The sequence below is a fragment of the Demequina sp. NBRC 110055 genome (genome assembly GCF_002090135.1).
Lineage (GTDB): Bacteria > Actinomycetota > Actinomycetes > Actinomycetales > Demequinaceae > Demequina.
Genome location: NZ_BBRL01000005.1, coordinates 63406 through 76363, shown reverse-complemented (window position 1 = coordinate 76363; position 12958 = coordinate 63406). Strand labels below are relative to the sequence as shown.

Here is a 12958-nt window from a genome sequence, read left to right as displayed (position 1 = left end):
TGACCGGCTAGACGGCGCGACGCTTGAGCTTGCGCCGCTCACGCTCCGACAGCCCACCCCAGATCCCGAAGCGCTCATCGTGCTCAAGCGCATAGTCGAGGCACTCGGAGCGCACGTCGCACGACGCACACACCTTCTTGGCCTCGCGGGTCGATCCACCCTTTTCGGGGAAGAAGGCCTCGGGATCGGTTTGGGCGCACAGCGCGCGCTCTTGCCATGCCAGGGGGCCATCGTCCTCGACACCGTCAAAGATGTCGACGACCGACGCGAGCGTCGGGGACGGCTTTCCCGCGTCCGAGGGCACTGCGCCTTCGTAGATATTCCACATAGGCTTCCCTCCGATTTCAACGCAGAACGTGAGCCTGCGTTGTAGGAATTACACCCGTGTAATCCCCGTGCGTCAAGTCGAAAGATCTCGCACGCCCCTCAGGAAGCCCCCACCCCACGCCAGATGCATGGTCGCGAGGACCAGCGGCATGCGCATGGTCGCCTCCGAGCCCGCCCGTGAGGCCAGCACAGCAGAGGCGCCCAGCACGCCGAGCGCGTAGCCGCCGGGAATGATCAGCGTCCACGCGAGCGCGGGGATGCCGGCGAGCACACCGACCACTCCGAGCGCCAGTCCCGCGGCCACCGCTACGGTTACCACGGGCGCCGCAAAGTAGCGCAGCGAACGCGACTGCGGGTGGCGACGGATCACCTCGCGCCGCCATTGGCCCGTGCGCCAAAACTGGGTTGCGAGGTCGCGCCATGTCGCGCGGGGAAAATACGGCACCTGCATCTGCGGCACGAACCACACGAGATACCCCGCCTCACGCAACCGCATATTGAGTTCCCAATCCTGAGCCCGCACATAGTGTGGGTCGTAGCCACCCACGTCCTCGAGTGCCTCGCGCCGAAAGGAGCCGAGATAGACCGACTCCGCGCGTCCCGCGGTCCCCCCTTGGCGGTGTCCGGCACCACCGAGGCCCCAGACCGACGACATCGCCACGGCGACGGCGCGCTGGAATGGTTGCTGGCCTTCCGGGACCATGCGACCGCCCACGTTGCCCGCGCCGGTGCTACGTAGGGCATCGATGGCGAGATCGATGTACCCGCGTGGCATGAGGGCGTGACCATCCATGCGCACGATCACGTCGTGACGGGCAGCGGCAATGGCGGCATTGAGACCGTCGGGAGTCCGGCCGGTGGGGTTGTCGACCATCGTGATGCGCGCGTCATCGGCAAGGGCGGCCGCGACTGTTTCCGTCCCGTCGGTTGACGGCGCCACGGCGACGACCACCTCGACCTCGCCGCGATACCCACTGGCGAGGACCGCGCGGACGCTGTCGCGCAAGTGCGCCGCCTCATTGCGCACGGGAAACACGACGCTGACCGCAGGAAGCGATGACAAAGGCGGCAAGGACATCACAGCGCGAGCCTAACGGCACCTCCGCACCTGCTCCGCGAGTCTGCCGTAACGCGGGGGCGGATCGATCCGCATGGCCCCCTCCACACGCCCCACCTACCTGGGACGACGCCGCCACACGAATGCTACGTTTCAGAATGCATCGCGCGAGGCCGATAATGACTTTGTGGCGCGCACCACGCCGTAATCTCGCGCGCGCGGAACCGAGCAGGGCTTTTGCGCGTTAGAGTCGCGAGCGTCTCCGACGCCTTCATCGACTGTTCTTGAGGAGGACCATCCGTGAGCTCATCCGGCTCGAGGTCACGTGCACGGCACGGCGCCCGCCCTGTCAGTAGGCACGTGCTCGCCGCGGTGGCAAGCGGCGTCGCCGCGGTCGCGGGATTCGCGGTCGTGTACGGCGGCACCTCTGCCCTGCTCTTGCAGGGCTCCTTCGACACCCACGACACCAGTTCATTGCTGGCCAGCGGCGAAGGCGAGACGGCCGTCGTCGATGACTCCCCGAACGATTTTGCCGCGGGGCAGCCCCTCAACATCGTCTTGATCGGTACCGACGAGCGCAACGGCGAGAATGCCGAGATCGGCGGCGACGTCGCGGGTGGCATGCGCGGCGACACCACCATGGTGATGCACATCAGTGCCGACCGCGAGCGCATCGACGTGGTCTCCATCCCCCGTGACTCGCGCGTGAGGATCTCCGACTGCAGGATGTATGACGGCGAAGTCATCCCTGGCTGGACCGCCAAGTTCAATACCGCACTCGCCAACGGTGGACGCAATGGCGACCGCGGCGAGGGCGCCGCGTGTGTCATGCAGACCATCATGGATCTCACCGGGGTCGACCTCGGCGGACACTTCGTCATGGTCGACTTCTCCGGCTTTGAGGACATGGTCGACGCGATCGATGGCGTGCCGATGTGTATTACGCAGGACATGCGGTCGAAGAAGGCCAACCTCGACCTCACCGCGGGCGCACAGGTGCTTGATGGCGAGACGGCACTGGCCTTCGCCCGCGCCCGTACCGGGACGGGTCTCGGCGGGGACGGCACCGACCTCGCGCGCATCGAGCGTCAGCAGGAGTTGCTGACGAACACCGCCCGCAAGGTGCTCGGCATGAACTATCTCACCGATGTCTCCGAGCTCACTCAGTTCGTGCGCGCGGGCGCCGAGTCGCTGTCCATGGACTCCGAAATGGGCTCGCTCAACAACATCATCGGCCTCGCGTACAGCCTCAGGAATTTCGAGACCAGCAACCTGAACTTCTATACCGTGCCGTGGCACTACCCCGGCGACGGCAAGGGTGACGTCGTGTGGACGGAGCCCGAGGCGACCGCCATGTGGCAGGCCCTGATCGACGACGTCCCGATCGAGTCGACCGACCCCACGGTCGAGAACCCCACCGCGGATCCCGAGCCCTCGGCAGAGCCGTCGGTCACGGCTTCGCCCGACGCCACCGCCTCGGCCGAGCCGAGTTCGACCCCCTCCGCGACCGCGACGACGCCTACCCCGTCGGTGAGCCCCTCGCCGCTGCGCGAGACGCAGGACGAGATCCTCGACGGTTGCGTCATCCCGCAGTAGCCCCCCGTGAGAAGGGCCCCGCACGCCGAGCGTGCGGGGCCCTTCTCGTTGGTGAGCGCGGCACTACTGGCGGCGTAGCGCCTCCCCCTTGGCATACGCGACGTCGCGCAGGCTCGCCTGGAAGACGCGCATGCGCTCGCGCAGAGCCGCGCCCTCCTCCGTAGGGGCTGAGCCCAGCATCCGCGCGGCCAACAGACCCGCGTTGCGCGCCCCCCCGATCGACACGGTGGCCACAGGCACCCCGGCCGGCATCTGCACGATGCTCAGGAGTGAGTCCATGCCGTCGAGGTGCTTGAGCGCCACAGGGACGCCGATGACCGGCAGCGTCGTCACCGACGCCAGCATCCCTGGCAGGTGCGCGGCGCCACCGGCCCCGGCGATGATGACGCGGATCCCCCGCGACTCCGCCTCGCGCCCGTAGGCGATCATCTCCTCTGGCATGCGGTGCGCGGACACGACGTCCTTTTCGAAGGGGATCCCGAACTCCTCCAAAGCCTCGGCCGCCGCCACCATGGTGGGCCAGTCCGAGTCGGATCCCATGACGATGCCGACGATGGGGTCGCTCATGCTGGTACTCCGTCCCTGACGACGGCCGCCGCGGCCACCGCCCGCTCATAGGTCTCGGCGCGCTCGGCGCCGGAAAGGTTGACGTGGCCCACCTTGCGGCCCGGGCGCACGGCCTTGCCGTAGAGATGGATTTTGGCCGATGCATCGGTCACCTCGGCCAGGGCAGCCTCGAGGTCCGTGCGGGCTCCCCCCAGCACATTCGCCATCACCGTCCACGCGGACGTGGGCGTGGTGTCTCCTAGCGGCAGGTCGAGCACGGCGCGCAGGTGCTGCTCGAACTGGCCCGTGACGGCGCCGTCCATGCTCCAGTGCCCCGAGTTATGCGGGCGCATGGCCAGCTCGTTGATGAGCAGCCCGCCGGCCGTCTCGAACAGTTCGACGGCAAGCGCACCCGTGACGTCAAGCTCGGTGGCGATGACGGTGGCAATGCGCTCGGCCTCGGCCTCGAGTGCCGGGTCGAGGCCCGGCGCGGGCGCCGTCACCTCGGAGCACACCCCGTCGCGCTGCAGCGACTCGACGGCGGGCCAGGTGCGCGACGCTCCCGAGGGACGGCGCGCGATCTGGATCGCCAGCTCGCGGGTGAACGGCACCTTCTGCTCGAGAAGCAGGCGGGGACCGCCGACGGCTGCGGCCTCGAGCCAGGCGCGGGCGTCGGTGGCACTGCGCACCACCATCACCCCCTTGCCGTCGTAGCCGCCGCGCGCAGTCTTGAGGATCGCCTCGCCGCCGTGCGCGTCGAGGAAGGCCTGAACGTCCTCCTCGGAGCGCGCCTCGGCCCACGCGGGGTTGGGGAGACCGAGCGCGTCCATACGCTCGCGCATCGCGATCTTGTCTTGCGCGTAGTGGAGGGCGGCGAGGCCCGGGCGGACGGGTACGCCGGCGCGTTCGCACGCCTCGAATACCTCGGCGGGGATGTGTTCGTGTTCGAAGGTCACGGCATCGGGCACGGGAGCGGACAGTAGGCGCGCGATCGCGTCGGCGTCGGAGGGCAGCCCGACCACGGTCTCGTGGGCAGGTGCAGCGGCGGGTGCCGCATCCGACTCGACGAGGACGCGAAGGGTAATGCCGAGGGCCGTCGCTGCGGGCGCCATCATGCGCGCGAGTTGGCCCCCGCCGATCACGGCGACGATGGGGGAAGTCATGGCTGCACCCTACCCGGCAGTAGGCTCGACACCCGTGACGATCCTCGACCGTGTACGCGCCCGCGGCGCCGAAATGCTGCGCTTCGGAGCGGTCGGCATCGCGGGGATCGTCGTCAACCTCGGCGTGTTCAATCTGCTGCGCCTCGGGCCGCTCGCGCCCGACAGCGAGGTCGCCGGCAGCGACGACCGGGTCGTCACCGCCAAGATCATCGCCACCCTCGTGTCGATCGGCTTCGCGTGGGTCGCGCATCGCGGTTGGACCTTCCGCGGTCCCAGCCGTCACCGTCCGCTCCCCGAGCTCGCCTTGTTCGCGACGATCAACGCGGTGGCGCTCGCGCTCGAGGCCGGCGTTGTCGCTCTGAGCCACCACGGGCTGGGCTTCGAGTCCGCGCTGGCCGACAACATCGCGTCGGTGCTGGGCATCGGCCTCGGCACCGTGGCGCGCTACCTGGGGTTCTCGCTGTTCGTGTTCTCCTCGGACGCCGACGCCGCGCGGGTGGCGGTGGACCCGGCGGTGGACCCCGAGGCCAACGAGCGGTAGGCGAGCCTCAGCGGCGCCGGCGCGGCCCTCCCGAGCGGCCGTGCGGGATGACGGTCTCCAGGTCGACCATCTGCGGCACGCCCTGGAGGAAGACCGCAAAGGCCGCGGGAACGCGCTGCGCCAACTCGAGCCTGCCGCCATCGGCCGTCACCAAATCGCGCGCGAGCGCGAGACCCAGGCCCGTGCCGCGACCGGACGTCACCTCGCGCTCGAAGATGCGCGGCGCCAGATCCTCGGGCACCCCCTCGCCCTGGTCGCGCACCTCGATCACGATCGCGTGGTTGGCCCCCGACTCGCGGGCCGCCACCGTCGTGATACCGGCTCCGTGGTGCAGGGAGTTCTCGATGAGCGTGGCGAGCACCTGAGCCAGCCCGCCCGGCGTCGCGAACACGGTCGCGTCGGTCGGGTGAATCACGAGCTCGCGGCCCGCGGCGCGGAACGCCTGCGCCCACTCCTCGCGCTGCTGCTCGAAGACCTGCTCGAGCACCACAAGCTCCGTGCCGGAGCCGAGCGCGCGCCGCGAGCGCCCCAGGAGCTCGTCGACCACGCCGACGAGCCGCTCCACCTGCTCGAGCGACTTCTCGGCCTCCTCGCGCACCTCGTCCTGAGTCGACAGTGCTGCGATCTCCTCGAGCCGCATGGTGAGTGCCGTGAGCGGCGTACGGAGCTGGTGGGAGGCATCGGCCGCAAATTGTCGTTCGGTGGCCAGACGCGCCGCCATGCGGTCGGCGCTGCGGGACAACTCGTCGGCCACCAGGTCGATTTCCTCGATGCCGGTCTTATCGAGGCGCGGACGGACCTGGCCGGTGCCGAGCTGCTCGGCGGACGCGGCCAAGTACACGAGCGGCGCGGTCAGCCGGTTGGCCTGCCACCGAGCCATGGCGAGTCCAGCGGCGACGGCGATCACGCCGAGGCCCAGCACGAGAGCGACGAACTGGGCGCTGATCCAGAAGACATCCCACCAGTCCATGTACATCACGACCACCAGGCCGTCGTCCGTCACGTGGCTGTCGGAGAAGGACCGGGTGGGTTCGGTACCCGCGGTCATCTCGGTGCCGTCGGGCAACTGGACGTACATGTAACTGGGCGCGTTCTGTGCATCCGACACGTACGAGCCCAGCACGTTGTCTGTGACGGTCTCGCCCGCGCGGTAGCGCACCTCCAGCGCCCGCGCCGCCGTGGTGGTGCGCAGGTCGAGGTCGCGTAGCGCGTCCTCCTTCACGATCTGCGCGGCGACCACCGCAAGCGGAATCCCCAGGAGGATCACCGCGACCGTCAGAGCCGCGATGGTGGCGCGCAGCACCCGGCGGCGCATGAGGGACTACTCGTCGTTCTCGAAGCGGAAGCCCATGCCGCGCACCGTGGTGATGAAGCGCGGCGATGCGGCGTCGTCGCCCAGCTTGCGGCGCAGCCAGGACACGTGCATGTCCAGGGTCTTCGACGGGGCGGACGAGTCCGCGTCCCACACCTCACGCATCAGCGTGTCGCGCGAGACCACCGAGCCGGCGTTCGCGACCAGCAGGTGCAGGAGGTCGAACTCCTTGCCCGACAGCTGCAGTTCCTTGTCGTCGAGGAAGGCACGGTGGCCCGCCACGTCGACGCGCACGCCCGCGACGGCAAGCTCGCCGTTGGAGTCGCCCACGAGGCGGCGGCGCAGCAACGCGCGCACGCGCGCGAGCAGCTCGGCCAGGCGGAAGGGCTTGGTGACGTAGTCGTCGGCGCCCGCGTCGAGGCCCACCACGAGGTCGACCTCGTCGGCACGCGCGGTGAGCATGAGGATCGGCACCTGCAGGCCCTTGTCACGGATGCGCCGCGCGACGTCGACCCCGTCGATGTCGGGCAGGCCGAGGTCAAGGATCACCAGATCCGCATCGTCTGCCGCACCTACTCCTCCCATACCCGTCCCGTGCCATTCCACGTCGTACCCCTCGCGACCCAAAGCGCGGGTCAAGGGTTCTGAAATGGTCGGGTCATCTTCGACCAAGACAATTCGCGTCATGAGGACACGATACCCGGCGGGCGGGCGAGCGCAACGACACCCGCGCGCGGGCGGCCGATGCCGTAGCTGGCACGGCATTCGCCTCACTACCGCGACGCCTCCTCGCGCGTGAGAACGCCGCCGGTACGCTGGGCGATCGTGACCACGACCGTCGCGCCCGGCCGCCTCGACGGCCGCGTGGGCGCCACCCTCGCCGCCGCTCCCGAGCGCCTTGTTCTCGTCGTCACCGCGGTCGCCCTGGCCGCGGGAGCCATGGTGAGCCTCGGCCTGCACACCTGGTGGACGGTGATGCCGTTGGCCGTCGTCCTGATCGCGGTGGCCTGGCGCCCACTCGCGCCACTCTCGCGTGCACCGCACGACGCCCTCGCGGGACTGATGGTGGTGGCTGGAACGGCGGTGTGGACCGTCGTCAACGTCGCGCTCGCCGCCGAATACATGCTCGTGGTGCGCGATCCCGGCTTCCTCACCCTGTCGGGCCTGTGGCTCGTCGACCACCCGTCGACGGACATCCCCGCCGCCGGCGCGGTCGAGGCCGCCGCGGCTAGCAGCAGTTTCCTTGCCGACGCCTCGGAGGCGTGGAACCTCAACGGGGACATGATTCAGCCTCAGGGCGCCAAGATGCTGCCGGCGACCATCGCCGTCGGCGGCTGGTTCGCGGGCGACACCGGCGTGCTCGCGGCCAACGTCGTCATCGGCGCGGCGGGCATCCTTGCGGTCTACGCGCTCGCGCGCTGCTTCCTGTCGCCGATGGCCGCCCTCGCGCCCGCGGGGGCCCTCGCGCTGACCGTCTCGCACATCGGTCTGTCCCGGCCGGCCTACACCGAGCCGCTCGCGTTGCTGCTGGCCATCGCCGGGATCCTGTACGCCTGGCGCGGGCTCACGCAACGCTCCACCGCGTTGATGGCGGCGGGGGCGATCTGCGCCGGTGCCACGACGTTGGTGCGCATTGACGGCGCCTCGGGTGCGATGGGCACCATGGCGGGGGTTGCCATCGCCCTGGCCGTGCTTGAGGCCCCGCGGGCGTGGCGGCGCCGCGCGCTCACGGTCTTTGTGGTCGTGACGACCGTCACGTTGGCGGCGGGCTATGCGTCGGTGGCGGTGTGGAGCGCGGCGTACTTTGAGCGGCTGGCGAGCGAGGCGGTCGCGCTGTTCGCCGCCGTCGTTCTCGTCGCCGTGGTGCTGCTCGCCTGGGGCGCCACGTGGACCGAGCGTCGCCGCGGCGACGCGTGGCTCACAGGAGTGTCGCGGCGCCTCGGAGCGACGGGTGCATGGATCGTCGGCGGCGCCGTCATCGCGGTGATGGCGCTGTTCGCGTCGCGCCCGCTGTGGACCACCGTGCACCGCGGCGACACGACCTCGAGTCAGGATTTCGTCAACGGCGTCATCGAGAGTTTCCAGCGCGCGCAGGGCCTCACCGTCGATCCCACGCGCACCTATGCCGAGTCGACCGTCACGTGGCTGTCGTACTACCTCACGTGGCCCCTCATCGTCCTCGGAATCCTCGGACTCGGATGGGCGACCATGCGCATGGTGAGGCGCGACGCGCCATGGGCGGTGCTGGTCGGTTCCGTCCTCGCCCCGACAGTGCTGTACCTGTGGAAGCCCAACATCGTGCCCGACCAGATCTGGGCGATCCGCCGCTTCGAACCCGTCACCCTGCCGGGACTGCTGCTGCTCGCTGGCGCGGCCGCATGGTGGCTCACCTCGCTGCTGCGCGGCACCGATGCCCGCCGCATCGCCCGCCGGGTCGCTGCCGTCGGCATGATCGGCCTGCCGCTGACCACCTGGGTCTCCGTCCAACCCACCGCCGAGTTCCCCCTGTCGACGGCCGTCAACGTGACGACCAGGGAGATGATCGGGGCGCGCGACATGATCGACCGCCTGTGCGCCCTGGATCAGGGGCGGCCCATCGTGCTCGTCGGCACGTCCGAGCTCTTCGGCGGCCTGCGCACGGTGTGCGACGTGCCTGTCGTGCTGGCGCTCGCCCCGCCCACGGCGGCGCAGATCGCCCAGATGGCCGATGCCTGGGGCGAGCAGCCGCTCGTCCTCACCCGCACGATCGATGACGTCCCGTGGACCGACGCACCCCAGACCGTGCTGTCGTCCAAGGTGCGCCACTCGACCTACACGCTGCAGGCCCTTCCCCGCACGGTGTCGGTGCGCACCTACACGTGGTACGCGGGGACCGCTGTGGAATCGGGCGAGGTCGCGCCGCTCAGCGCGCTTCCCACAGCCTCCGCTCCCTGACCGGGTTATCCCCAGGGGCGCCGCGACCGATGCGCGGCGGCGCGGAGCCCTGCAGGGTCGTGGCGTGAGAGTCTCCGACGACCATGACCGTGACTACGAGGTGCGCCCCGGGGCCGCCGCGAGGGACATCGCTCGCGCGTTGGGGGTCACCGAGGTGTGGTGCGGCGACCAGCGCTTGGCGCCGGACCACCCCGCCGGGGTGCCACCGCTCGTCCACGGCGCGCGGCTGACTGCGGCCGCGCGCGGCACGCTGGCGCGCGCCGGCGACGTGACGATCGAGGCCGTGCGGGGGCCCGATGCGGGCGTGCGCGCCCGTGTCGATCACGAAGGCCTCACCGTGGGCAGGGACCGCGCGAGCGGGCTCGCCGTCGCCGACCCCGCGCTGTCGGCCCACCACTTCAGCGTGATGCCCGGCGGACGAGTCCGGGTACGCGACCGGGGCTCGACAAACGGGACCCGCCGCACGGTCGCCGACGGCACGACGACCGTGGCCGCGGGCCGCAGCGTCTTCATCGTGACGGGAGCCTCCACCGATGAGGAGTCAACCGAGGACGTCCGCACGGCGCGAATGCCTTGGACCGTGCTGGCGGGCAGCGTCATGAGCGGCCTCGTGATCGGGGCGATCACGGGGCGGTGGTGGCTTGCGGCGCTCATGCTCGTCGCCGGCGCCGCAGTGATGAGCCCCGCGGTCGTGGCGCGTTACCGCCGGCGGCGGCGCGAGCGGCGCGCCGAGCCCGCGCGCACGCCCCCAGGCAGACTCGCCATCCGCGGACGGGGGATGTGGCCCGCGGGATACGCCCGTGCAGTGGCCCTCGACCGCGGCCGGCGGCTCGACGGCGTCACGTACGAGTCCTGGATGCGCTGGCTCGAGCCACCCACCGCCGAGGACCGCGTGGCCCTGGTGGGACCACGCGATGAGGCGCCGTCATGGGCCCAGGCCACGGTCGACGTGGGCGAGGCCGCCGTCCGCGAGCGCGCCGGCGCGAGCACGTGCACGCGACCGCCGCTGTCGGTGAGCGCCCACGTGGCCGACGCCGCTGCCCGGCGCGCCGCCGGCCACGCGCCAGCCGACGCCCTCCCCCGCACCGTCAGATGGGGCGACCTGCGCGAGGCCGCGGGCACCCAGAGCACCGGGCCGCGCGCGGTCGGCCTGGCACGCTCGCTCACCGCCACGCTCGGTATCGGCCACGACGGACCCGTCACGATCGACCTCGACCGTGACGGGCCGCACCTCCTCGTCGCCGGCACGACGGGCTCGGGCAAGTCCGTCGCGCTCGAGACGCTTGTCACGTCGCTGGCGCATGACTACGGGCCTGCGGACCTGTCGATCGCGTTGGTCGACTTCAAGGGTGGGGCGGGCCTTGCCGGATGCATGGAGCTTCCCCACGTCAGCGCGACCCTGACCGACCTGGACGGCCCCCTCGCGCAGCGCGCTCTCACAGGAATCGCCGCCGAGCTCGACGCTCGCAAGGCCGCCCTGCGCGACCGGGGGCTGACCTCGTGGCACGACTGGGAGGCGGCCGGTGACGCCCCCTGCCGGCTCCTCGTCGTCATCGACGAATACCAAGAGGTCGCGTCCGTTGCGCCCGACTTCGTGCCGGACATGGCACGACTCGCGGCGCAGGGGAGGTCGCTGGGGCTGCACCTGGTGTTGGCGACCCAGCGTCCGGCGGGAGCGGTGACACCGGTGGTCCGCGCGAACGTCGCGACCACGCTCGCGTTGCGGGTGGTGTCCGACGCGGAGTCGCGCGACCTCGTGGGCAGGCCAGACGCCGCCACCATCCCCCGCGACACCCCGGGCCGCGCCTTGCTGGCACGCGCGGGCGGGATCGAGGAGATCCAGACAGCCTCGCCCGATGCGCAGCGCTCACCCGCGGTGGTCTCGACAGGTGCGGCGGTGCCGCCCGGCACGCCCCTGGCCGACCTGGCGCACGAGAGTTGGGCCGGGCACCCGCGCCCGGCGCCGCTGTGGCAGGCGCCGCTGCCCGACCGCCTCGATGCCGCCGACCTCCATCCGCGCCCCGCTGCGCCTCCAGACAGGGGCGCGACCGAAGCTTGCCTCGTCGTCGCCCTCGCAGACCTGCCCGAGGAACGCCGCCTTATGCCGGTGCTGTGGCGCCCTGCATCGGGCCCGCTGGTCATCGTCGGCTCCCCCGGGAGCGCGAGGGACGCCGTGCTGGCCTCCCTCATGCGCGAGGCGGCCACTCACGGCATGACGCCCATTCGTCTCCCGCAGGACCCCCGTGAGGCGGCGCGGACGCTCTCCCTGGCGGTGGATCCCGCCCACCTGCTCATCGTCGACGACGCCGAGGGTGCCCTCGCACGGCTGGCCCCCGTCGACGACGGCGCGGCGGTGGAGGCCCTCCTCGCCCGCGGGACGCTGGGGCATCCGACCGTGCTGGCGGGCGGGCCGCAGGCCTCGACCCGGCTGGCCCGTGGCGCAGCGCTCACTGCGGTCATGGCGCCATGCGCCCCCGGGCAGGCCCAGGCATGGTCGGTTCCTCGCGACGTGAACCTCGGGAACGTGCCCGGTCGCGCCTGGCTCGTCCGGGCCGAAGGGGGGTGCCTCGTCCAGCTCGCGACGGCCGATGCGGCCCCGGCGGCGCGCTGCCTGGTGCGCCCGCTACCGCGCGACGTAGGCGACGCGCTGCACCGCTCCGGGGCGTGGGGCGTGGGCGGTGACGACGCGGCGGCCTGGGCCGCGCCTGGCGCGCCGGTGACCGTAGTCGGGCCCGCGGGGCTTCGTCGCCATGCGATCGCGGCATCGATCGGGCCCCACGCCCGCGAGGCCGACTCCCCTCACCTCGCGCCTCACGAGGCGACGCTGGTGCTCCAGGAGCCCACCTCGCGCCTCGTCAGGATGCTCGCGCCGCTCGATCATGCGGGCGTCGTGGACCACCCGCCCGTGCCCGGCAGGGTCGCGGTCATCGCGGCGCGGCGCGCGGCGGCGGTGCAGTTGCCGTCAGATCTGGGGATCGGCGCGCGTCTCGAGGATCAACGCGGCGCCGGCAACCACGGCACTCACCATCGTGGCGACGGCCCCAGCGGTTGACACCTCCAGCAGGTACCAGCCCGCCGCGAGTTGCAGGACCTGCCACATGATCCCGTAGGACCGCCCCCATCGCCGTCCCTTGCTCACGGCCGCCGCGGCTGCAGCAAGGGGCACCGCAAGGACGGCGAGCATCACGACGAGCGACCAGGTCAGCGCGGGGTCGTCCGAGCCCGCGATCCCGTGCCACGCGTACGCGACGGCGCCCGCGGCCAATGCGACCGCTTCAAGGGCCATCACGATCGCGGCGACCGGGCGCGTTGGCGCCGATGACAAGGGGCTCTCACGCGTCATGGCCCCCACCCTAACGAGCGTGTCGAACGTGACCCACCACACAAAATTAGGGTCTTGTCATCTGTTGTTAACAATGGGAAACTTGAAACAGTGACATTTCGCGATGGCAGCGGCATGAACCCCCTCACCCTAGGCGGGC

General features: G+C 71.1%; 11 protein-coding genes. 4 read left to right on the top strand and 7 right to left on the bottom strand.

Annotation, left to right across the window (positions count from 1 at the left end; translation table 11 throughout):
• Positions 1-7: 7 nt before the first annotated feature.
• Positions 8-328, bottom strand: coding sequence for a WhiB family transcriptional regulator (locus tag B7K24_RS06245; protein ID WP_084100954.1), 321 nt, complete (start codon positions 326-328; stop codon positions 8-10).
• Between the two features lie 72 nt (positions 329-400).
• Entirely contained in the window at positions 401-1405 is a 1005-nt protein-coding gene (locus B7K24_RS06240; RefSeq protein WP_084129497.1) for a glycosyltransferase family 2 protein, read from the bottom strand.
• 339 nt (positions 1406-1744) lie between these two features.
• On the opposite strand from B7K24_RS06240, the gene B7K24_RS06235 reads away from it, so the two are divergent.
• Positions 1745-2980 carry an LCP family protein gene (locus B7K24_RS06235; protein ID WP_084129330.1) on the top strand — a complete coding sequence of 412 codons (1236 nt, stop codon included), beginning with the start codon at positions 1745-1747 and terminating at the stop codon, positions 2978-2980.
• Positions 2981-3043: 63 nt separating this feature from the next.
• On the opposite strand, the gene purE is transcribed toward B7K24_RS06235, so the two are convergent.
• Positions 3044-3547 carry a 5-(carboxyamino)imidazole ribonucleotide mutase gene (purE, locus tag B7K24_RS06230; protein ID WP_084129329.1) on the bottom strand — a complete coding sequence of 168 codons (504 nt, stop codon included), beginning with the start codon at positions 3545-3547 and terminating at the stop codon, positions 3044-3046.
• Positions 3544-4689, bottom strand: coding sequence for a 5-(carboxyamino)imidazole ribonucleotide synthase (locus B7K24_RS06225; protein ID WP_084129328.1), 1146 nt, complete (start codon positions 4687-4689; stop codon positions 3544-3546). Before B7K24_RS06225 ends, purE begins: the two co-directional genes overlap by 4 nt.
• Between B7K24_RS06225 and B7K24_RS06220 the strand changes: the two genes are divergently transcribed.
• Positions 4688-5230: a GtrA family protein gene (locus B7K24_RS06220; RefSeq protein ID WP_159449170.1), complete on the top strand. Its 543-nt coding sequence runs from the start codon at positions 4688-4690 to the stop codon at positions 5228-5230. The two genes, B7K24_RS06225 and B7K24_RS06220, sit on opposite strands and share 2 nt — an antisense overlap.
• A gap of 7 nt (positions 5231-5237) precedes the next feature.
• Here the strand turns inward: B7K24_RS06220 and B7K24_RS06215 are convergent, their stop codons facing one another.
• Entirely contained in the window at positions 5238-6545 is a 1308-nt protein-coding gene (locus B7K24_RS06215; RefSeq protein ID WP_084129327.1) for a HAMP domain-containing sensor histidine kinase, read from the bottom strand.
• Positions 6546-6551: 6 nt separating this feature from the next.
• Positions 6552-7229: a response regulator transcription factor gene (locus tag B7K24_RS06210; RefSeq protein WP_084129326.1), complete on the bottom strand. Its 678-nt coding sequence runs from the start codon at positions 7227-7229 to the stop codon at positions 6552-6554.
• A gap of 138 nt (positions 7230-7367) precedes the next feature.
• On the opposite strand from B7K24_RS06210, the gene B7K24_RS13275 reads away from it, so the two are divergent.
• On the top strand, positions 7368-9476 hold the full coding sequence (locus B7K24_RS13275) for a hypothetical protein (protein ID WP_144268174.1): 2109 nt from the start codon (positions 7368-7370) through the stop codon (positions 9474-9476).
• A gap of 64 nt (positions 9477-9540) precedes the next feature.
• The gene (locus tag B7K24_RS06205) at positions 9541-12528 is read left to right on the top strand and encodes an FtsK/SpoIIIE domain-containing protein (RefSeq protein ID WP_144268173.1); all 2988 of its coding nucleotides are present in this window, start codon (positions 9541-9543) and stop codon (positions 12526-12528) included.
• Here the strand turns inward: B7K24_RS06205 and B7K24_RS06200 are convergent.
• Positions 12439-12819: a hypothetical protein gene (locus B7K24_RS06200; RefSeq protein WP_084129324.1), complete on the bottom strand. Its 381-nt coding sequence runs from the start codon at positions 12817-12819 to the stop codon at positions 12439-12441. The two genes, B7K24_RS06205 and B7K24_RS06200, sit on opposite strands and share 90 nt — an antisense overlap.
• Between the last annotated feature and the right edge of the window lie 139 nt (positions 12820-12958).